17 protein-coding genes and 1 tRNA gene are annotated in these 19,078 nt (G+C 62.7%); 9 read left to right on the forward strand and 9 right to left on the reverse strand.

Translation table 11 applies throughout. From position 1 onward, the window contains the following. Nucleotides 1-34: 34 nt before the first annotated feature. The 7 genes from E4680_RS02980 to E4680_RS03010 all read right to left on the reverse strand — a co-directional run bounded on the left by E4680_RS02980 (nt 35) and on the right by E4680_RS03010 (nt 7,882). Nucleotides 35-1,507: a Y-family DNA polymerase gene (locus E4680_RS02980; RefSeq protein WP_135280904.1), complete on the reverse strand. Its 1,473-nt coding sequence runs from the start codon at nt 1,505-1,507 to the stop codon at nt 35-37. A gap of 11 nt (nt 1,508-1,518) precedes the next feature. Then, nucleotides 1,519-2,148 (reverse strand): translesion DNA synthesis-associated protein ImuA, encoded by a 630-nt coding sequence (gene imuA, locus E4680_RS02985; RefSeq protein WP_135280905.1) that lies wholly within the window; start codon nt 2,146-2,148, stop codon nt 1,519-1,521. 2 nt (nt 2,149-2,150) lie between these two features. Continuing rightward, on the reverse strand, nt 2,151-2,756 hold the full coding sequence (gene lexA / locus E4680_RS02990) for a transcriptional repressor LexA (RefSeq protein WP_135280906.1): 606 nt from the start codon (nt 2,754-2,756) through the stop codon (nt 2,151-2,153). A 153-nt stretch (nt 2,757-2,909) separates the two neighbouring features. Continuing rightward, the gene (locus tag E4680_RS02995; RefSeq protein WP_135280907.1) at nt 2,910-6,125 is read right to left on the reverse strand and encodes an efflux RND transporter permease subunit; all 3,216 of its coding nucleotides are present in this window, start codon (nt 6,123-6,125) and stop codon (nt 2,910-2,912) included. After that, nucleotides 6,122-7,195, reverse strand: a complete 1,074-nt coding sequence (locus E4680_RS03000) for an efflux RND transporter periplasmic adaptor subunit (protein WP_205688728.1) — start codon at nt 7,193-7,195, stop codon at nt 6,122-6,124. Before E4680_RS03000 ends, E4680_RS02995 begins: the two co-directional genes overlap by 4 nt. 35 nt (nt 7,196-7,230) lie before the next feature. Then, a complete protein-coding gene (locus E4680_RS03005; RefSeq protein ID WP_135280908.1) occupies nt 7,231-7,467 on the reverse strand; it encodes a YgaP family membrane protein in 237 nt (78 codons plus the stop codon). 82 nt (nt 7,468-7,549) lie between these two features. Continuing rightward, nucleotides 7,550-7,882, reverse strand: a complete 333-nt coding sequence (locus E4680_RS03010) for an ArsR/SmtB family transcription factor (RefSeq protein ID WP_240696096.1) — start codon at nt 7,880-7,882, stop codon at nt 7,550-7,552. 101 nt (nt 7,883-7,983) lie between these two features. On the opposite strand from E4680_RS03010, the gene E4680_RS03015 reads away from it, so the two are divergent. The 4 genes from E4680_RS03015 to E4680_RS03030 are packed head-to-tail and all read left to right on the forward strand — an operon-like array spanning nt 7,984 to nt 11,685. After that, a complete protein-coding gene (locus tag E4680_RS03015) occupies nt 7,984-9,255 on the forward strand; it encodes an NAD(P)/FAD-dependent oxidoreductase (RefSeq protein ID WP_135280909.1) in 1,272 nt (423 codons plus the stop codon). A gap of 5 nt (nt 9,256-9,260) precedes the next feature. Further along, nucleotides 9,261-9,824, forward strand: a complete 564-nt coding sequence (locus tag E4680_RS03020) for a Tll0287-like domain-containing protein (protein ID WP_135280910.1) — start codon at nt 9,261-9,263, stop codon at nt 9,822-9,824. Nucleotides 9,825-9,826: 2 nt separating this feature from the next. Continuing rightward, nucleotides 9,827-10,249: a thioredoxin gene (gene trxA, locus E4680_RS03025; protein ID WP_135280911.1), complete on the forward strand. Its 423-nt coding sequence runs from the start codon at nt 9,827-9,829 to the stop codon at nt 10,247-10,249. Next, nucleotides 10,246-11,685 (forward strand): TolC family protein, encoded by a 1,440-nt coding sequence (locus E4680_RS03030; RefSeq protein ID WP_135280912.1) that lies wholly within the window; start codon nt 10,246-10,248, stop codon nt 11,683-11,685. The genes trxA and E4680_RS03030 overlap by 4 nt, the downstream gene beginning before the upstream one ends. 63 nt (nt 11,686-11,748) lie before the next feature. Here E4680_RS03030 and E4680_RS03035 read toward each other — a convergent pair whose 3' ends face one another. Together E4680_RS03035 and E4680_RS03040 are read right to left on the reverse strand one after the other, a co-directional pair. Next, nucleotides 11,749-12,162, reverse strand: a complete 414-nt coding sequence (locus E4680_RS03035; protein WP_135280913.1) for a DUF6691 family protein — start codon at nt 12,160-12,162, stop codon at nt 11,749-11,751. Continuing rightward, complete coding sequence (locus tag E4680_RS03040; RefSeq protein ID WP_135280914.1) at nt 12,159-12,590, reverse strand: YeeE/YedE family protein; 432 nt, start codon at nt 12,588-12,590, stop codon at nt 12,159-12,161. The genes E4680_RS03035 and E4680_RS03040 overlap by 4 nt, the downstream gene beginning before the upstream one ends. 203 nt (nt 12,591-12,793) lie before the next feature. Here E4680_RS03040 and E4680_RS03045 point away from each other — a divergent pair. From E4680_RS03045 to lon, 5 genes are all read left to right on the forward strand, one after another. Continuing rightward, nucleotides 12,794-12,879, forward strand: a tRNA-Leu gene (locus tag E4680_RS03045). Between the two features lie 78 nt (nt 12,880-12,957). Further along, entirely contained in the window at nt 12,958-14,277 is a 1,320-nt protein-coding gene (gene tig / locus E4680_RS03050; protein WP_167792351.1) for a trigger factor, read from the forward strand. Nucleotides 14,278-14,300: 23 nt separating this feature from the next. After that, the gene (clpP, locus tag E4680_RS03055) at nt 14,301-14,918 is read left to right on the forward strand and encodes an ATP-dependent Clp endopeptidase proteolytic subunit ClpP (protein ID WP_276605609.1); all 618 of its coding nucleotides are present in this window, start codon (nt 14,301-14,303) and stop codon (nt 14,916-14,918) included. Nucleotides 14,919-14,999: 81 nt separating this feature from the next. Beyond that, on the forward strand, nt 15,000-16,295 hold the full coding sequence (clpX, locus tag E4680_RS03060; protein WP_135280917.1) for an ATP-dependent Clp protease ATP-binding subunit ClpX: 1,296 nt from the start codon (nt 15,000-15,002) through the stop codon (nt 16,293-16,295). Nucleotides 16,296-16,429: 134 nt separating this feature from the next. Then, entirely contained in the window at nt 16,430-18,865 is a 2,436-nt protein-coding gene (gene lon / locus E4680_RS03065) for an endopeptidase La (protein ID WP_135280918.1), read from the forward strand. The last annotated feature ends 213 nt before the right edge of the window (nt 18,866-19,078 follow it).

Here is a 19,078-nt window from a genome sequence, read left to right on the forward strand (position 1 = left end):
GCATCCAGCTGGATCAACAGGCCGGCCCCGGTCATCAGCCGAATACGCCGTGCACCGACCAGTGACCCCGGCGCAAATCGCGGAAGACCCACAGCAGGCGACCCTCGTGATCCAGTGCCTGGTAATAGTCGCGGCAGACTGCTTGCGGATCCCACCAACCGCTCTCGATGCGTTCGGCCGCGGCGATCACGCGCCAGTGCACGGCCGATGTCGGCACAGGTTCGGGCAACAGCCACAGGGGGCGCGGCGCGGCGGGTAGTGGATTGTGCCCGGGGTTGGCATGGGCCTGGCCGGCCTGTTCCGGGCGGTGATCATCGCCGAGCGAGAGGAAATTCAGGGCGTGCGCACCCAGCTGATTGCGCACTTCGTCGAGCAATTGCGACCAGCTGCGTTCATGTTCGGCATGCGTCTGGAAAAGATCCGGGGCAATAGGGTGATGCGGGTGCAGATCGAAACTGGCCAGTTCCAGGGCCACCACAGGGGCGGGCAAAGGATTGCGGGCCAGCTTTTCGTTCAGCAGTTGCGTGCTGTAGCGGCTGTCCTGGGTGGGTTCGGAGAGCTGCAGGGTCACCGCCGAAACCCGCTGGCGGGGGTGGAACAGCCGGAGGCGTATGCGAGTCGTCGCGGCGGCTCGCTGGGTCAGAAAACGACCCAACTCGCCCATCAGGGACGCCAGGATCGGCGTCAACCCGTCAAGCCCATCGGTTTCCAGGCCCAGTTCGACGCGGCGCCGAAACCGGGGTGGCTGTTGGTAGCGGCTCAACAGGGCGGGTGAGGCGCCAAGGGCCTCATCCAGTACATTCACCAGCGGACGGCCATGGCGGCGCGCCAGCCCATCCCGAGGCAATCGCCAGAGATCCCGTAACGTCCGGACACCGAGCGGAGACAATCGCTGCAGGGTTTTGGGCGCGACTGGCAAGGCGGACAGCGGGAGCGAGCCAAGCGCCGAACGCAAGGCTGTGGGTTCCAGGACAGTGGTTTCCTGTCCCGATCGCGCCAGCATCCAGGCCGCCAAGGGCGCTGGTGCAAGGGCGATGCGGCCGTGAACGCCCAGCTGGGCGAGCCTCTGGCGCATCTGTGAGATCAGGGATTCCGATCCGCCGAACAGACGCAGGCTACCACCCACCTCCAGCAGCACGGCATCCGGCCGATCGAGGCTGACCCAATCGCTGAAGCGCAGGCAATGCCGTGCCACTCGTCGCCGCCAGCGCATCTCGGCCCGGTGATCCCGGGCCTGTACCTGCAGTGAGGGGCAGAGGGCACAGGCGGCGGGCAGAGACATCCCGGGGAGAACGCCGTGACCTGCCGCATCATGGTTTGCGGCATGAACGACGGATTGGCCGCCCTGCGTGTGGATCACGGCGCCGGCGATTCCCGGTGGCCATGACAGGCCCTGCAGCGCCAGTTCGGGGAGGTGGATGCACAGCCACAGCTCCTGCCGGGCGAGCGGCGCGGCGGGCGGTATGTCGGGGTCGGAGAACGGGGCAGCAAGGGCGATGTTCGACATCGGTCATCTACTCAGGATCGTGCCGGGGCATCGGCCCGGCCCAGCTGGATGCAGCCCTGTTTCCAGCTGCCGCGCGCCTTGTTTACATGTACCCACAGCGCATCGGCCCGGTACGCCAATTCCAGTCGCACCGCCGCGGGCGAATGGGCCATTGTCTGCCGCAGGAACAGGATACCCAGTCCGCCACCGGCCTCGACTGCCAGTTGCAGACGCCGCAGGATTGTGGCGTCGCAGTGGGCCGGCCAGGTCATGACGATCCCGCAGGCGGGGTGGCGCAGGAGTTTTTCGAGGCACCACCACAGATCAGCCGGCACGACAGGATCGACGCAAAGGATGCGGGACAGATCCAGGCCAGCCTGAGTCAACCCGGGTGTGTAGGGGCGATAGGGCGGCGCGGCCCAGATGATCCAGCGCCCTTCTGCCTGTATTTGGCGCAGCGCGGGCAGCAGCAGGCGAATCTCAGCCAGTCCCGGCGTGGGCGTCTGGATTTCGATCAGCCGTCCCATGGGCCATCCACCCCCCGGCAGCAGGGCGTCCAGCTCAGGATGGCCTGTCGGGCGGAACGCCGAAGCCGGGGTGGACGTCCGCCCGCCCCGAAAGAGCGTCGGGCAGTCGGCCAGCAGTCGCTCCAGGCGGTCCATGGCTAATCGATGGTGGTTCGGATGACCCCGACCACGACACCCTCGATGACCAGCTCTTCCCGCGAGAGATCGACGGTCAGGATGGGGTAGTCGGGGTTGGCGGGCTCCAGATGGGCGATTTCGTCCCGCAGGCGGAGACGTTTGACGGTGGCCTCCCCGCCCCATCGCGCGACCACGATACGGCCATTCCAGGTCTCGGCGCTGCGCTGCACGGCCACGAGATCGCCATCCAGAATACCGGCATCGCGCATACTCATGCCCTGCACGCGCAGCAGGTAGTCGGCCTTGCCTTTGAACCAGCTCGGATCGATCGGTGCCTGCTTTTCGACATGCTCCTCGGCCAGGATGGGCTGACCGGCTGCAACCCGTCCGACAATCGGCAATCCGAGCCGGGGCGGGGACTTCAGCCGGATGCCGCGCGCTGCGCGCGGTGTCAGCTCCAGATGCCCCTTGCGCTGCAGGGCGCGCAACTGATCACGAACCGCATTGACTGAGGCGAATCCCAGTTCGCGCGCGAGTTCGGCCAAGGTGGGCGGCGCGCCGTCCTGCTCGATGGCCCGACCGATCAGGTCGAGAATCTGCTGCTGGCGGGGAGTGGGGCTGTTCATACTGTAAAAATTTACAGTAGTTGGGCAGGTCTGGGCAAGCGGTGCTTGCGACTGGGCAGGCCCCCTGCGGTGCCCGGTCCCGTCTTGTGCGAGACCGGAGCGGTTCAGCGATGGCGGGGGGGCTGCCGGGTCACGGCCAAGGATCGCGTCCGGTCATGCCCGGCGCCACTGGTAGTGGTAGTAAAGCACCGGGATGACGATCAGGGTCAGCAGGGTGGAGACGAAGAGGCCAAAGATCAGCGAGACCGCAAGACCGCCGAAGATGGGGTCGTCGAGGATGAAGAATCCGCCCATCATCGCCGCCAGCGCGGTGAGAGCGATCGGTTTGGCGCGCACGGCAGCGGCGGCGATGGTGGCCTCGGCTAGCGGTTTTCCGGCCCCGACCTCCTGCTGGATGAAATCCACCAGCAGGATGGAGTTGCGCACGATGATCCCGGCCAGGGCCATCATGCCGATCATGGAGGGCGCGGTGAAGTGCTGGCCGAGCAGCGCATGGCCCGGAAGGATGCCGATCAGGGTCAGCGGGATCGGCACCATGATCAGCATTGGTACCGCATAGGACCGGAACTGCGCCACCACCAGCAGATAGATCAGCACCAGTCCGCCCAGGTAGGCGATGCCCATGTCGCGGAAGGTCTCGTAGGTCACCTGCCATTCGCCGTCCCATTTCAGGCTCCAGAGATAGGGTTCGTCTGGCTGGTGGGTCAGATACTGAATGAGCGGCGCGCCTTCGATGGGCGTTTCACCGAGTGTCGCGGCAATCGCCGCCAAGCCATACAGCGGGCTGTCGGTGGCACCGGTCACATCGCCCGTGACATAGACCACCGGCAACAGATCCTTGTGATGGATGGTCTGCTCGCGCGTGGTGTGCCGGACTGTGGCGATCTCGGACAGCGGCACCAGGGTCCCGGAGGCCGAGCGCAACCGCAGGCTGGCCAGCACATCGGCCCGGTCCTGCGCCCCGGATGGCAGTTCGACGCGGATCGGGACCGGATGTTTGGCCTGTTCGTCATGCAGATAGGACATGTCCTCCCCGCGCAGCGCGGCAGCGACGGCGGCGGCCACGGTCTGCTGGGAAATGCCGAGGCGTGCGGCGCGCGCGCGGTCCACCGCGACGACCAGTTTCCTCTGCGGTGCCTCGATGCTGTCATCTACGTCCACCACGTCCGGTGTGGCTTCGAAGACCTGTCGGACAGTCTGGGCGACGGCCATCTGCCGCGGGTAGTCGGGACCATAGATTTCGGCCACCAGTGGCGCCATCACCGGCGGGCCGGGCGGCACCTCGACCACCTTCACATTGGCGCCGAAGCGCCGGCCGATCTCGGCCAGCGGCGGCCGCACCGCCAGGGCGATGGCGTGCGAGCTGCGGTCGCGGTGATGCTTGTCCAGCAGATTGACCTGAATGTCTCCCTGATGGGGCGCACGCCGCAGGTAATACTGGCGCACCAGTCCGTTGAAGTTGATCGGCGCGGAGCTGCCGGCATAGAGCTGGTAGTTGGTGACCTCGGGCACGGTTTCCAGATGGTCGGCCAAGGCTTGCAGCACGCGATGGGTCTGTTCCACCGGCGTGCCCTCGGGCATGTCGAGCACCACCTGGAATTCGCTCTTGTTGTCCAGCGGCAGCATCTTCATGACCACGGCACGCATACCGACCAGCGCGAAAGACAGGCCGATGAGCAGGAGCATGGCCGCAATCAGCGTCCAGCGATTGCGCCCCCCCTGGGCACCGCCCAGAAAGGGCGTCATCACGCGCCGGAACGTCCGATGCAGGAAATCATCCCCCGGTTCAGTCGTCGCATGGGCCGGAGCGGCCTTGAGAAACAGGCGGCGATACAGCCAGGGGGTGAAGATGAAGGCCACGGCCAGCGAGATCATCATGCCGGTCGAGGCATTGATCGGAATCGGCTGCATGTAGGGGCCCATCAGGCCACTCACGAAGGCCATCGGCATCAGCGCGGCGATGACGGTGAAGGTCGCCAGGATGGTCGGGCCGCCGACCTCGTCCACGGCTGCCGGAATCGCCGCGGTCAGGGATTGTTGGCCCATGGCCATGTGCCGGTGAATGTTTTCCACCACCACGATGGCATCGTCGACCAGAATGCCGATGGAGAAGATCAGCGCGAACAGCGACACCCGATTCAGGGTGAACCCCCAGGCCCAGGAGGCGAACAGGGTCAGGGCCAGGGTGACGATGACCGCCGCCCCCACCACGAGCGCCTCCCGCCGGCCCAGGGCCAGCAGCACCAGCAGCACCACCGAGACCGTGGCGAAGATCAGCTTCTTGATCAGCGTCTGCGCTTTTTCCTGCGCGGTTTCGCCGTAGTTTCGGGTAATGGTCGCGTGGACGCCCTGGGGGAAGTAGATGCCGCGCATCTGCTCGAAGCGGTCGGTTACCGCCCGGGCCACGTCGACCGCGTTTTCGCCCGGCTTTTTGGACACGGCGAGGGTGACGGCCGGGTAGCGTCGGCCGGTGGCAGCGGCATCTCCATGGCCCGGCCCGATGCCGTAGGTCACATATTGAACGGGCTGATCGGGGCCTTCCTCGATCCGGGCCACCTCACGCAGGAAGACCGGCGCCCCGTCGTGAACACCGACGATGAGATTGGCCACTTCCTCGGGCGTGGTCAGGAAAGTGCCGGCCTGGACCAGGACTTCGTTGTTGCCGTCGACCAAGCTGCCGGCGTCGCTGGAAGCATTGGTGGCGGCCAGCGCCCGCCGCAGATCGTCCAGCGATAGGTTGTAGCCGGCCAGGCGGGTCGGATCGAAGGCCACGCGAACCACCCGTTCCGGTCCGCCGATGATGTCAATGTCGCGAGTGCCCGGTACGCGCTGGATTTCGGTTTCCACGGTGCGAGCGATGCGCAGCAGGTCGGCCGCGGTGATGTCGGGGTTCTCGCTCCAGAGCGTTCCGGCGGCGATCGGGACATCGTCGATGCCTTTGGGTTTGATCAGCGGCTGGCCGACCCCGGCCTTGGGCGGCAGCCAGTCCTGATTGGAGTAAAACGCGTTGTAGAGGCGGACGATGGCCTCGGTGCGCGGTTCGCCTACCTTGAATTGGACGGTCAGCGCCGCCATCCCGGGGGTCGAGGCCGAATAGATGTGCTCGACGCCCTGGATTTCCGAGATGATCTGTTCGGCCGGCGTGGCGACCAGTGATTCCACCTCGGCCGCCGCAGCGCCGGGATAGGGAATGAAGACGTTGGCGAAGGTGACGTCGATCTGCGGCTCTTCTTCGCGGGGAGTGATCAACACCGCGAACAGACCGAGCAGGAGGCCGGTCAGCGCCAGTAGCGGTGTGATTTCCGATTGCAGGAACGCTTGGGCAATGCGTCCCGAAATCCCCAGTCGCACCGGCTCAGGACCGTTCATCGGGTTTCCTCGCGCCGATCAGTCTGCTTGTAGGCGATGGCTGCGGCGATCGGGTCGGTCGCAATCCGTTCACCGGCATCGAGTCCCGCCAGCACCGGCACCCGATCCTCGGCGGTTGGCGTTCCAACGCGCAGATAGCGCAGCTCGATCCGGCCCTGCTCGTCCACCACATAGGCACCGGTCAGCTCGCCGCGACGCAGCAGTGCGGTTTCCGGGATGAGCAGCCGATTGTCTTCTCCGCTGACGAACGCGATCTTGACCAGCGTGCCCGGAAAAGCGCCGTAATCGCCGCTGGGCAGATCGACACGGACCTGAAAGGTGTGGGTCAGCGGATCGGCCGTCGGCGGAAAACGAATCGACTCGGCAGGCAGCGAACGGCCGTCAGGGAGGATGATGCGTGCCTTTCGATGCTTGCGCAGCGGGCCGACATGTTGCTGGGGGATCGCCACCACGGCGCGCAGACGCTCCAGCGAAACGCCGGTCATCAGGGGCTTGCCCGGCGCTACGGTTTCACCGATCTGCACGAGCCGGGCCACGACAATGCCGGGATAGGGCGCGCGCACTACGGTGTAGCCGAGATCCTCGCGCGCCTGATCGAGCGCGGCCCGGGCGGCATCGACCCGAGCGCGGGCGGCGCTGAGGTCCGCCGCCGCCTTGTCGTAATCGGCCTTGGCGATCAGCTTCTTGTCATAGACCGCCTTGATCCGCGCATAAGTGAGCTGCACTTCGGCCAGTCGGGTCCGGGCTTCGGCCAAGACTGCTTTGGCAGCGACTGTTTGCGCGCGCTGCTCGGTTCCGGTGAGGCGCACGATGACGGCGTTCTTCTCTACATGATCTCCGATGTCATAGAGAATTTCCGTCACCCGACCGCGGGTCTGGGCGGCGACGGTGGACTGTTCGATGGCTTCCAGCGTGCCATCGAAGGCCGCTTCGCGGGCGACCGAGGCGCTTTCGGCGACAACGGTGCTCAGCGGTGCGGGCTGATCGGCAGCAGCGGGTGCGGTCATCGTCGCACCGGACAGCAAGGTCAGTGTGATCAGCAACGGGCCAAAACGCATGACGGTCGGCATGGCAGTCTCTCGATGCGATGGGTGGCAGTGCGTGCTCAGTCGGTTTGACCTGAGAAGGAAAAGGCTGCGCCGGGCTGGACGCCAAGGCGTTTCAGAATCACGGCCAGCGGGCAAAAACCGCTGAAGGAGGATTGCAGAAGATTGGCCCCGACAAAGGCCGTCAGCCACAGCCAGTATCCGCTGTGCAGCTGTGACAGGATGAGCGACAGCAGCACCATGCCACCGGCGACGCGCAGCACCCAGCGATCGATGTTGGAGTCGGTGTGGGTCATGACGATCTCCTTGTGGCAAGCGGCGTGAAAACCCAATCAGCCGGAACGTGTGCCTGCGCCTCAGGCTGGGATTCAGTTTTGATCATGATGAGGGCGCGCAAAAATGCGCATGCAAGACCTGGATCAAGTCGAGGGCTGGTCCGGGCATGACACGATAGAAAATCGTCTGTGATTCGCGCCGGGTGGCGACCAGATCGTCCTTGCGCAAGACCGCCAGATGCTGGGATAGCGCGGACTGCGACAGTGGGATCCGCGCGTTCAGCGCCCCGACAGACAGCTCGCCCTCGGCCAGGGCGCAAAGAATCTGCAGGCGATGGGGGTTGGCCAGTGCCTTCAACAGATCTGCGGCCGTATGGGCATGCGTGCTCATTTCGGCGGCTGAAGGCAGGGTCACGTCGGTCGGCCAGCTATTCATGATTTAAACCTAAATTAGGTATTGCTAAATAAGTTTCGAAAAATATAATGAAGTTCACCGGCGGATGCAAATCCCCGCTCAGTGGATCAGAGGAGACTCCAATGGCACATGTGGTCGTGATCGGAGCAGGGCTTGGTGGAATGCCTGCCGCCTACGAGTTGCGCAATGCATTGGGTGCCGGGCATGCGGTGACCTTGATCAATGCCGCCGAGCATTTCCAGTTCACGCCCAGCAATCCTTGGGTGACCGTGGGCTGGCGCAAGCCGGAGCAGGTTCTGGTGCCCATTCGCCCGGTCGTCGAGAAAAAGGGCATCGGTTTCATCGCCCAGGCCGTGACTGCGCTGGATCCGCAGGCGAACCAGCTGACTCTGGCCGACGGGCAGACAGTCGATTACGACTATCTCGTGATCACCACAGGCCCGCAGTTGGCCTTCGATGAAATTCCCGGACTGGGGCCGTCCGGGCATACGCACAGCGTGTGCACCACGCCCCACGCAGAGCAGGCCGGCGCGGCTTACGAGGCGTTTCTGCGGAATCCCGGCCCGGTCGTGGTGGGCGCGGTACAGGGTGCCAGCTGTTTCGGACCCGCCTATGAGTTCGCCATGATTCTCGATGCGGATTTGCGTCGCCGCCGCATGCGGGACCGGGTGCCGATGACCTTCGTTACCAGCGAGCCCTACATTGGACACATGGGATTGGGTGGCGTCGGCGACTCCAAGGGCCTGCTGGAGTCCGAGCTGCGTCAGCGCCACATCAAGTGGATCACCAACGCCAAGGTTGACGCTGTGGAGGCGGATCACGTCAAGGTTACGGAACACGATGAGCGCGGTGAGCCGATTCGGGCGCACGAGCTGCCTTCCGTCTATACGATGTTCATTCCCGCGTTCAAGGGTGTTGATGCCGTGGCGACGGTTCCGGGGCTGTGCAATCCCCGCGGCTTCGTGTTGATTGATGCGTATCAGCGCAACCCGACCTATCCGAACATCTATTCGGCCGGTGTCTGCGTGGCCATTCCACCGGTTGAAGCGACGCCGGTACCGACGGGTGCACCCAAGACCGGATACATGATCGAATCGATGGTCACGGCCATCGTGCACAACATCAAGGACACCATCGAAGGGCGGGAACCCGGCCATAAGGCCACCTGGAACGCGATCTGTCTGGCCGATCTCGGTGACGATGGCGTGGCGTTCGTGGCCCTGCCGCAGATTCCACCGCGCAATGTCACCTGGGCGAAGCAGGGCAAGTGGGTGCACTGGGCGAAAGTTGCCTTTGAAAAGTATTTCCTGCGCAAGATGAAAACCGGCAACTCCGAACCCATCTTCGAGAAATATGTGCTGAAGGTGCTGGGGATCGTGCGTCTGAAAGGGTGATTGGTATGAAATCCATGGTGCTGTTCCTGCTCGGGCTCATGGTTCCGGTCGCCGCAACTGCAGCAACCGAGGATGCGCGCCGTGTGCAGTCTGCCGAGATCGTCGAGCGATTCCAGGAAACCCTTGGTCAGCGGCTCAAGCAGGCACTGACAGCCGGCGGGCCGGTTGCGGCCATCGCTGTCTGCCAGCGCGAAGCGCCGGCGATCGCCGCGCGTCTGTCTGCAGAAACCGGGGCGCGGGTCGGGCGCACGGCGCTCAGGGTGCGCAACCCGGCCAATCAACCGGATGCGGATGCGCGTGCGGTTTTGGAGCGATTCGATCAGGCGATACGTGCCGGCGTCGAACGTCCACCTGAGTCCTTCGAGGTCATGCGGGATGGCCAGGCCCGCTATCTCAAGGCCATCGTGACCCAACCGATCTGCCTGAACTGCCACGGCGCCACGGTTGACCCGCAAGTCGAACAGGCGCTGGCCCGACACTATCCGGACGATCAGGCTCGGGGATATGCCGCCGGTGATCTGCGGGGCGCATTTTTCGTTCACTGGCCTGCATCCCGGGGAGGAGATTGAGCATGATTCGCATCTGCCCGCACTGTGGCGCCAAAAACCGTGTTCCGGAACGTCATCTGGCCGATCGCGGGCAATGTGGCGCGTGTCGGCAGCCCCTGCCGGCACTGGCCGAACCGCTGGAGGTCGATGACGCCCAGTTCCGCACCGTGGTCGAATCCGCCCGGGTGCCGGTGCTGGTCGATTTCTGGGCGCCGTGGTGCGGCCCCTGCATGATGGCCGCTCCAGAGGTGGCCAAGGCCGCTGCAGCGTTGGCGGGCCGGGCACTGGTCGTGAAGGTGAACACCGAGCAGCAGCCGGAGCTGGCGGCTCAATACCGGGTGCGCAGCATTCCGAACTTCGCCTTGTTTCGCGCCGGCCAGCTGGTGCGCCAGCAAGCCGGCTTGCTCAACCTGCAACAGCTTGAGCAGATGGTGGTCGCGCCATGAGCCGGATCGGTCACCCGGAGGCCGGGAGATGGATCAGCGGGCCACACGCCCCCGCAACCTCCATCGAGGTTGCCGTGTCGCCCGCGGCGGAACGCATTACGCCCGGGACGCCGGCCCGAGCGCTGTCCCTCATGGGGCGGCACAAGCGGAAACAACGCATGCGCCGGCGATATGCCAGCTTGTGGGTCGCGGTATTTTTTGTCAGCCCGGTGTGGGCGGGAGAGCTTGCCGCAATGCTGCGAGAGACCCAGACCCATCCGGCGCTGGCCGCGGCGTCCAGTCGGGTCGTGGCCGCAAAGGCGCAGGTTTCGGCCGCGACCCGGCGCTATCTGGGCTCGGGCGGTGTCATGGCCGAAGCTGCGCGCTACGAGGATCAGCGCTTCGTCGGGGTGCTGTCGCCGCAGGCCTTCGCGCGACCCCCGTTCGCGCGGGATCTGATGACCTATGGGGTTTCCTACAGTGTTCCGGTCGATTGGGCCGGGGCGATCGGTGCGGCGCGTCAGGCCGGCGAATCGGATCTGGCGGCGGCGCGGTTGGCCGAACGGCAGGTGGCCTTGATGAAGCTGCATGCGGCAACCTCGGCCTATGTGCGCTTGCAGGCCCTGCTCAGCCAGCGCGAGGTCCTCGCGGTCCAGCGCGAACGCGTGGGTCAGACCGTCGAGCGGGTGCAGGCGCAGGTTCAGACCGAGCAGGCATCCACTGCGCAGCTGCGTCTGGCGCAGGCCGAGCTGGCTCGTCTGCGATCGGATGAAGTGCGCCTCGATGGTCAGGTCGCCACGCAACAGGCTGTGCTGGAGGAAGCCATTGGGCGCCGTCTGCTGCCAGCCACGAATGCGATCGACATCCCGCTGTGGGGAGACGAGCCGGTGGGCAATCTGTTGCCGATTGGTCTGGCTGGTGCGCAGGCGGACTCGGCTGCCGCCCAGGTGCAGGCGCTGCGCCGGTCTTTGTGGCCGGCACTGGCCGCGCGCGGCGAGTATCTGCAATTCGACAGCGGTAACGCAGACCCGGACGCTTGGAGCGTATCTGCGCGGATGACGATACCGATCGACCCGGCGAGCTGGAAACGTGTCGACGTGGCTCGGGCCCAGGCCGAAGCGGCGATGCATGCGCGGCAGGCGGTGCATCGCCAAGTGCAGGAAGACTGGACGGCGCTGCAGTCGGCCTATGAAAGCGCCCGCGCCGACGCCGAGGCCTTGTCAGTCGAAACCACGGCGCGCCGAGAGGTGGTCGACGTTCAGGCCGAACTGCAGCGGGTCGGTCTGGTGTCTCTGGAGGATTTCCTGCGCCAGCAGCGTGATCTTCTGGAATCGGAGGCGCGTCTGACGCAGGCCCGGGCCGGCGCGGCTGTCGCCTGGTCAGCGGCCCAGGTACTGCGTGGTGTGGCGGTCGAGACCTACATCGCCGGGCTGGATGACGCGTCGATGTCGCCTTGATGGGCGTGTCGACAATCCGACAACTCGGAGCGATATGTCGTGTTTGCCACCTTGGTGGACGGCTCAGCCAGGGGTCCGGCGTGACTGCATCCAGGCGCCAAGCAGCATCGCGGCGACAAACGGAATGGCTTCGGCCGGATTGATCAGCAATGCCGCCACCGCGGGTCCCGGGCAGTATCCAGCGATGCCCCAGCCGATGCCGAACAGCGCGGCGCCACCCAGCAGCCGGCGGTCGATGTCGTGATAATCGGGAAGGCTGAACGTGGACGCCCATAGTGGGCTTCTCCGCCGGAATACCAAGGGGAAGCCGACGGCCGTTACCAGCACCGCGCTGCCCATCACGAGGGCGAGACTCGGATCCCAGTCGCTGCGCACATTGAGAAACGCGATGACTTTGTGCGGATTGACCATCTGCGCCATGAACAGGCCGATGCCGAACAGAAGCCCCGCGACGAATGCCGCTGCAAGCGCTCTCATGGCAGGATGTTCAAAGCGTGGCGCAGCGTGAACACTGTCAGCATGGCCACAGTCATAAAGGTCATGGTCGCGGCCAGCGAACGTGGGGAGCGCCGCCCCAGCCCGCAGACGCCGTGTCCACTGGTGCAGCCATTGCCCATCCGGGTGCCGTAGCCCACCAGATAACCGGCTGTCAGCAATGCCAGCAGAGGAAAGCCTTGGCGGGGTTCGAATGCCAAGCGTTCCATGGGGCGCATCAGCAGGGTGCCGAGCAGCAAGCCGCCGAGGAAAGCCCAGCGCCAGCCCTGTTCGCCGGGTCGGCTGGGGAGTAATCCGAAGACGATGCCGGTGATTCCGGCAATGCGGCCGATCGCCAGGAGGAGCATCAGGGCGCTGACGCCGATCAGCAAGCCGCCGGCGACCGCGGTATAAGGGGTGAAGGAAGTCATGAGCGGCGTATTACTCTGAAGATTCTGGAAAGGTGCCGTATTCTAAACGCTTTACGCGAGAATGGTTCCCCAAGAGCGCGTGCGGTGCGGCCTCCAGCCGCCGGATCGCTTCGCCGTTCCCCTAGTGGCTTTTGGGGTTGATGTATACTCGCAGAAGGCATGTCGGCGGATCGCCGCCGTGTGCGCAGGTTGACCTTGTCGAAGCGAAAGTGGCGGAATTGGTAGACGCGCTGGATTTAGGTTCCAGTGGGCTGGCCCCGTGAGAGTTCGAGTCTCTCCTTTCGCACCAGGTCAGGTGGTACGCGATTTGGATGCATGCTCGTGGGCGAGCCTGCAATGAATGAATTTGTCGTTGGAGAAAGAACGAATGCAGAGCGCAGTAGAGGTGACCGGGGCCCTGGAACGGCGGATCCGGGTGCAGGTTCCGGCCCAGGAAGTGGATCGTCAAGTGGAGGATCGGCTGCGCTCGTTGGGCCCGCGTGCCAAGATCAAGGGTTTTCGTCCCGGAAAAGCCCCAATTTCGGTGATCCGCCGCCAGTACGGCGACCAGGTGCGCCAGGAAGTAGTGGAGGAGGTGCTGCGGACGTCCTATGCCAACGCAATCCAGGAACAGGGGCTGCAGCCCGCGGGGTCGCCGCAGATCGAGGCTGAATCCTTGGCGCCCGGCGCTGATCTGGCCTATACGGCTGTGGTGGAAGTCTATCCTCAGATCGAATTGGTCTCCGTCGAGTCACACAAGCTCGAGCGCCCCCAGGTGACGATTGGCGAGGAAGACGTCGAGCGTGTGCTGGGTCAGATTCGTGAACAACAGGCGCATTTCCATGCGGTCGAGCGGCCGGCGCAGTCGGGCGACCGGATCAAGATGGATTTCGAGGGCACCATCGACGGCGAGGCGTTCTCGGGAAACCGTGGCGAGAGCGTTGAGATCGAGCTTGGGGCAGGACGGTTGCTGGCGGATTTCGAGAACGCTTTGCTGGGTGCGACGTCGGGGCAGACTCTGGATATCGATCTGACCTTCCCCGAGGACTATCCATCCGCTGAGGTGGCCGGCAAGACGGCGGTGTTCAAGGTCACCGTCCATGAGGTGGCTGAAAAGCATCTGCCGGAACTGACCGACGAACTGGCGCTTCAGGCCGGTGTCACAGAAGGTGGGATTGCGACTTTGCGAGAGCGCATTCGCGAGCGCCTCGAGGCGCAAGCCGAGCAGGCTGTCCGCGCGCAGATCAAGGAAAAGGTCATGGATCTTCTCCTGTCGCTGCATGACATTCCGGTGCCGAGCGCGCTGCTTGAGCAGGAAGTCGACCGTCTTGCGTCGGAAATGGCGCAGCGCATGGGGCTACAGACGCAGCAAAGTAACCAGCTGCCCCGGGAAATCTTTGCCGATCGTGCGCAGCGGCGCGTGGCGCTGGGTCTGATCGTTGGTGAGTTGATCAAGCAGGAAGCGATTCAGCCTGACCCCTCGCGGGTCGATAGTGTGATCGAGTCTCTGGTTGCCAACCATGAACAGCCGGATGCGTTGGCGCAAGCCTATCGCGGAAACCGCGAAGTGATGCAGCGCATCCAGGGGATCGTCCTGGAAGATCAGGTTGTCGATCTCCTGCTGGAAAAAGTGGATGTGGTTGACGTGGCCACATCTTTCGAGGAGTTGATGTCCCGCGCCAACAGCGCGGCAGGAGAGGAAATGTGATGCCCTCGCCCCATTCCGAAAGCATGTTGTCCCCGCAGGCGAACCTCGTCCCGATGGTGGTGGAGCAGACTCCGCGCGGGGAGCGTGCCTTCGACATCTTTTCGCGCTTGCTGAAAGAACGGCTGATCTTCGTTGTGGGGCAGGTTGAAGACCACATGGCGAACCTGATTGTCGCCCAACTCCTGTTTCTGGAATCGGAGAATCCGGACAAGGACATCCACCTGTACATCAATTCGCCGGGTGGGTCGGTGACCGCCGGGTTAGCGATCTACGACACGATGCAGTTCATCAAGCCGGCGGTCAGCACGATCTGCGTCGGGCAGGCGGCCAGCATGGGCGCTGTGCTGCTCGCGGCGGGAGCCAAAGGCAAGCGCTATTGCCTGCCGCACTCGCGCATGATGATCCATCAACCCCTCGGCGGATTTCAGGGACAGGCTACGGATTTCGAAATCCATGCCCGCGAAATCCTGCTCATTCGAGATCGACTCAATGCCATCCTGGCCCGGCATACCGGTCAGGATCTTTCCCAGATTGCACAGGACACCGATCGCGACCGGTTCATGAGCGCTGAGCAGGCCATGGCCTATGGCCTTGTGGATGCTATTTTGACCAACCGCGACAATCCGCAGGACGAAGCATAAGGCGGGCTTGGGCAGATTTATATTTGTGGCACGATTGGTGCAAAACCATGATGGCCAAGTGGTTTACGGTGAGGTTCTGACATGAGCGAAGACACGCGCGGCAAAGGCAATGAGAGCGGCAAGTTGTTGTACTGCTCTTTTTGCGGGAAAAGTCAGCATGAGGTCCGCAAGTTGATTGCCGGGCCATCGGTCTTCGTCTGCGATGAATGTGTCGAGCTGTGCAATGACATCATTCGCGAGGAACTGCAGGATAAGGCTGAATCTGACCGCAATCGGCTGCCTAAGCCGATGGAAATCAAGAAGGTTCTGGACGAATATGTGATCGGTCAGGAATCGGCCAAGAAAATCCTCGCGGTTGCCGTTTACAACCATTACAAGCGAATCCAGGTCAAGGGGGGCGGCAAGGATCAGGTCGAATTGTCCAAGAGCAATATCCTCTTGATCGGACCGACCGGTTCGGGGAAAACCCTGTTGGCCGAAACCCTGGCCCGGATTCTCAATGTGCCATTCACCATTGCTGATGCAACGACACTGACTGAAGCGGGTTATGTCGGTGAGGATGTGGAGAACATCATCCAGAAGCTGTTGCAGAAGTGCGAGTACGACGTCGAGAAGGCTCAGACCGGCATCGTTTACATCGATGAAATCGACAAGATTTCCCGGAAGTCGGATAACCCGTCCATTACTCGGGATGTTTCGGGGGAAGGTGTTCAGCAGGCGCTCTTGAAGCTGATCGAGGGCACGATGGCGTCTGTTCCGCCGCAGGGCGGTCGTAAACATCCGCAGCAGGAGTTCCTGCAAGTCGACACTCGCAACATCCTGTTCATCGTTGGCGGTGCTTTCGCTGGTCTGGATAAAGTGATTGCGCGCCGCACCCAAACCGGTGGGATCGGGTTTTCGGCGGATATCAAACGCCCTGATTCGGACCGTGAAATAGGGCATTTGCTCAGCGGTGTGGAACCTGATGACCTCGTCAAGTACGGCCTGATTCCCGAATTTGTGGGTCGTCTGCCGGTCGTTGCCACGCTTGAGGAGCTTGATGAGGCGGCACTGATGCGGATTCTCGTCGAGCCCAAAAATGCGCTTTCGCGGCAGTATCGCCGGCTGTTTGAAATGGAAGGATGCGAGCTCGAATTTACCGACGAGGCGTTGCGCGCGGCTTCCCGCAAGGCCATGGAACGACGGACTGGGGCCCGAGGATTGCGGACGATTCTCGAAACGGCATTGCTGGATGTGATGTACGAATTGCCGTCCATGAGCAACGTTCGCAAGGTCGTCGTCGATGTGGGGACGATTCTGGGTGAGTCGAAGCCCTACATCCTGTATCGCAACGAAAATCCCGACCTGCCTTCCCAACAGGCCGCCGCGGTGGAATGAGGCATAGACGGGGATGGCTTGAATCCGCTCAGGATCATCCCCATATCGATTGTGCAGATTTCCATCCGGAAATCATCGATGGCTCGCTGTTTCGGTACCGTGGTGCCGGGCGCGGCCCTGTGAGGTGATGACGCATGAAGCCAGAAGATTCCCTGCCGCTTGTGGCGGAAGGCCCCCAGTTTACGGCACCGCTACTGCCCCTCAGGGACGTGGTGGTCTATCCCCATATGGTGATTCCGCTGTTTGTCGGGCGGGAAAAGTCCATTCGAGCGCTCGAGGCGGCCATGGAGGGGGATCGAAAGGTCCTTCTGGTCGCGCAGACCAGCGCGGAAAAGGATGATCCGGCTCGGGAAGATCTTTACGAACTGGGCGCCGAAGCCACCATTTTGCAGTTACTGAAGTTGCCGGACGGCACGGTCAAGGTACTGGTCGAGGGCTTGCGACGGGCCCAGCTGGAGCATGTCGATGTGGCTGCGGAGGGGTATCTGAACGGCCAGTATCGTGCCGTTGCCAACATGGGTTATGAGAAGAGCCGAGAACTTGAGGTGTTGGTCCGGTCAGTACTCAATCTGTGTGATCAGTTCGTCAAACTCAATAAAAAGATTCCCCCCGAGGTCCTGACAACTTTGGCGGCGATCGACGATGCCGGCCGTCTTGCCGATACCATCGTGGCGCACATGTCGCTCAAAGTCGAACAGAAACAGGAAGTACTCGAGTTGCAGGACGTGGCCCGACGGCTGGAACGGGTCATGGCACTGATCGAGACGGAGATTGATCTGCTGCAGATCGAGAAACGCATCCGTGGGCGCGTGAAGGCACAGATGGAAAAGAGCCAGCGCGAGTATTACCTCAACGAGCAGATGAAGGCGATTCAGCGCGAAATCGGCGAGCTTGAGGATGCGCCCGGGAACGAGATGGATGAGCTGGCACGCCGGATCGAGCAGGCCGGAATGTCTGCTGATGCGCAGCAAAAGGCTGAGTCCGAACTGGCCAAGTTGCGCATGATGTCCCCCATGTCTGCAGAGGCGGGCGTTGTACGCAATTATCTCGATGCGTTGATCTCCGCGCCATGGAGCAAGAAAACGCGCGTGCGTTCCGATCTGTCTCGTGCCGAGCGGGTGCTGGACGAGGATCACTATGGCCTTGAAAAGGTGAAGGAACGGATCATCGAGTATCTTGCCGTGCAAAAGCGCGTTCGCAAGCTGAAGGGTCCAATTCTGTGCCTGGTCGGGCCGCCGGGTGTCGGGAAAACCTCGCTGGGACGGAGTATCGCGCGCGCGACCAACCGGAAGTTTACCCGCATGGCGTTGGGTGGGGTGCGCGATGAGGCCGAAATTCGAGGCCACCGCCGCACATACATCGGCTCCATGCCGGGGAAGATTCTGCAGAACCTTTCCAAGGTGGAAAGCCGTAATCCGTTGTTTCTTCTGGACGAAGTGGACAAGATGGCGATGGATTTTCGCGGGGATCCGGCCTCTGCCTTGCTTGAGGTGCTTGATCCTGAACAGAACCACGCCTTCAACGACCATTATCTGGAGGTCGATTTCGATCTGTCCGATGTGATGTTCGTGGCCACCGCCAATACGCTCAACATTCCGGCTGCGCTGCTGGACCGGATGGAGGTGATTCGACTGGCGGGGTATATCGAGGATGAGAAGCTGCATATTGCCCAGCAGCACATTGTGCCGCGCCAACGGGAAAAGCATGGCCTGTCCGAGGCGGAGTTGAGTCTGAGTGAAGAGGCGCTGCGCCATGTCATCCAGCACTACACGCGCGAGGCCGGTGTTCGTAACCTGGAACGGGAAATCGCCAAGATTTGCCGCAAGGTGGTTAAGCGTCTGGCGCTCGATTCGAGCCTGAAAGGTGTGGAAGTTACTTCGGCGAATCTGGTTGATTTCCTTGGGGTAACCCGCTATCGCCACGAACTTGCAGAGCAGGATGATGCAATCGGTCGCGTCACGGGACTGGCCTGGACCGAGGTCGGCGGCGAATTGCTCACTATTGAGTCAGCGGTGGTTCCCGGCAAGGGCAAGTTGATCCATACGGGCTCTCTGGGTGAAGTGATGCAGGAGTCGATTCAGGCAGCGTTGACGGTTGTGCGTTCGCGGGCAGCCTCTCTGGGGATTGATGCCGAGTTTCATCAGAAAAAGGATATTCACCTGCATATGCCGGAAGGTGCCATTCCGAAGGATGGTCCGAGTGCAGGCATCGGGATGGTCACCGCGTTGGTCTCTTCGCTGACGAGTATTCCCGTGCGTTCCTCGGTCGCCATGACGGGCGAGATCACCTTGCGGGGTGAAGTCCTGGCCATTGGTGGATTGAAGGAAAAGCTGATTGCCGCTCATCGCGGCGGCATCAAGACCGTGTTGATCCCTCACGAGAATGCCAAGGACTTGATTGAAATCCCTGAAAACGTGAAATCGGATCTCGAGATCGTTCCGGTGCGCTGGATCGACGAGGTGCTTGAGCGGGCATTGTCCCGTTTGCCCATGCCGGAGGAGACCGGGGTGGGGGGTATCGTCCCGATGAAGGAAACCGGAAGTGGAGAGTCTGCGCTGCGGTCTCATTGAACGGTGGGAATTTTGCAAATTCTTGGATTTCGAGGTCAAAAAAAGGGATCGGTGCTCAAAATTGAGCTGAGCAGCCCAAAGCACCGCGATTGACACGGATTTTCAGGGATTGCTATAAAGAACGCTCTCAGTTCGACAGCATGGCCTGATTCGGGTAAGCCTTTTTCCATCCGGGTAGGAACCGACTGAATTCCCGCATTGCGCTTGGATGCG

It is taken from the genome of Candidatus Macondimonas diazotrophica, assembly GCF_004684205.1.
Classification (GTDB): domain Bacteria; phylum Pseudomonadota; class Gammaproteobacteria; order UBA5335; family UBA5335; genus Macondimonas; species Macondimonas diazotrophica.

Bases quoted from the DNA above. Each gene is read 5' to 3' on its own strand.
- E4680_RS02980 (WP_135280904.1), bottom strand. From the start codon at position 1,507: ATGTCGAACATCGCCCTTGCTGCCCCGTTCTCCGACCCCGACATACCG.
- imuA (WP_135280905.1), bottom strand. From the start codon at position 2,148: ATGGACCGCCTGGAGCGACTGCTGGCCGACTGCCCGACGCTCTTTCGG.
- lexA (WP_135280906.1), bottom strand. From the start codon at position 2,756: ATGAACAGCCCCACTCCCCGCCAGCAGCAGATTCTCGACCTGATCGGT.
- E4680_RS02995 (WP_135280907.1), bottom strand. From the start codon at position 6,125: ATGAACGGTCCTGAGCCGGTGCGACTGGGGATTTCGGGACGCATTGCC.
- E4680_RS03000 (WP_205688728.1), bottom strand. From the start codon at position 7,195: ATGCCGACCGTCATGCGTTTTGGCCCGTTGCTGATCACACTGACCTTG.
- E4680_RS03005 (WP_135280908.1), bottom strand. From the start codon at position 7,467: ATGACCCACACCGACTCCAACATCGATCGCTGGGTGCTGCGCGTCGCC.
- E4680_RS03010 (WP_240696096.1), bottom strand. From the start codon at position 7,882: ATGAATAGCTGGCCGACCGACGTGACCCTGCCTTCAGCCGCCGAAATG.
- E4680_RS03015 (WP_135280909.1), top strand. From the start codon at position 7,984: ATGGCACATGTGGTCGTGATCGGAGCAGGGCTTGGTGGAATGCCTGCC.
- E4680_RS03020 (WP_135280910.1), top strand. From the start codon at position 9,261: ATGAAATCCATGGTGCTGTTCCTGCTCGGGCTCATGGTTCCGGTCGCC.
- trxA (WP_135280911.1), top strand. From the start codon at position 9,827: ATGATTCGCATCTGCCCGCACTGTGGCGCCAAAAACCGTGTTCCGGAA.
- E4680_RS03030 (WP_135280912.1), top strand. From the start codon at position 10,246: ATGAGCCGGATCGGTCACCCGGAGGCCGGGAGATGGATCAGCGGGCCA.
- E4680_RS03035 (WP_135280913.1), bottom strand. From the start codon at position 12,162: ATGAGAGCGCTTGCAGCGGCATTCGTCGCGGGGCTTCTGTTCGGCATC.
- E4680_RS03040 (WP_135280914.1), bottom strand. From the start codon at position 12,590: ATGACTTCCTTCACCCCTTATACCGCGGTCGCCGGCGGCTTGCTGATC.
- tig (WP_167792351.1), top strand. From the start codon at position 12,958: ATGCAGAGCGCAGTAGAGGTGACCGGGGCCCTGGAACGGCGGATCCGG.
- clpP (WP_276605609.1), top strand. From the start codon at position 14,301: ATGTTGTCCCCGCAGGCGAACCTCGTCCCGATGGTGGTGGAGCAGACT.
- clpX (WP_135280917.1), top strand. From the start codon at position 15,000: ATGAGCGAAGACACGCGCGGCAAAGGCAATGAGAGCGGCAAGTTGTTG.
- lon (WP_135280918.1), top strand. From the start codon at position 16,430: ATGAAGCCAGAAGATTCCCTGCCGCTTGTGGCGGAAGGCCCCCAGTTT.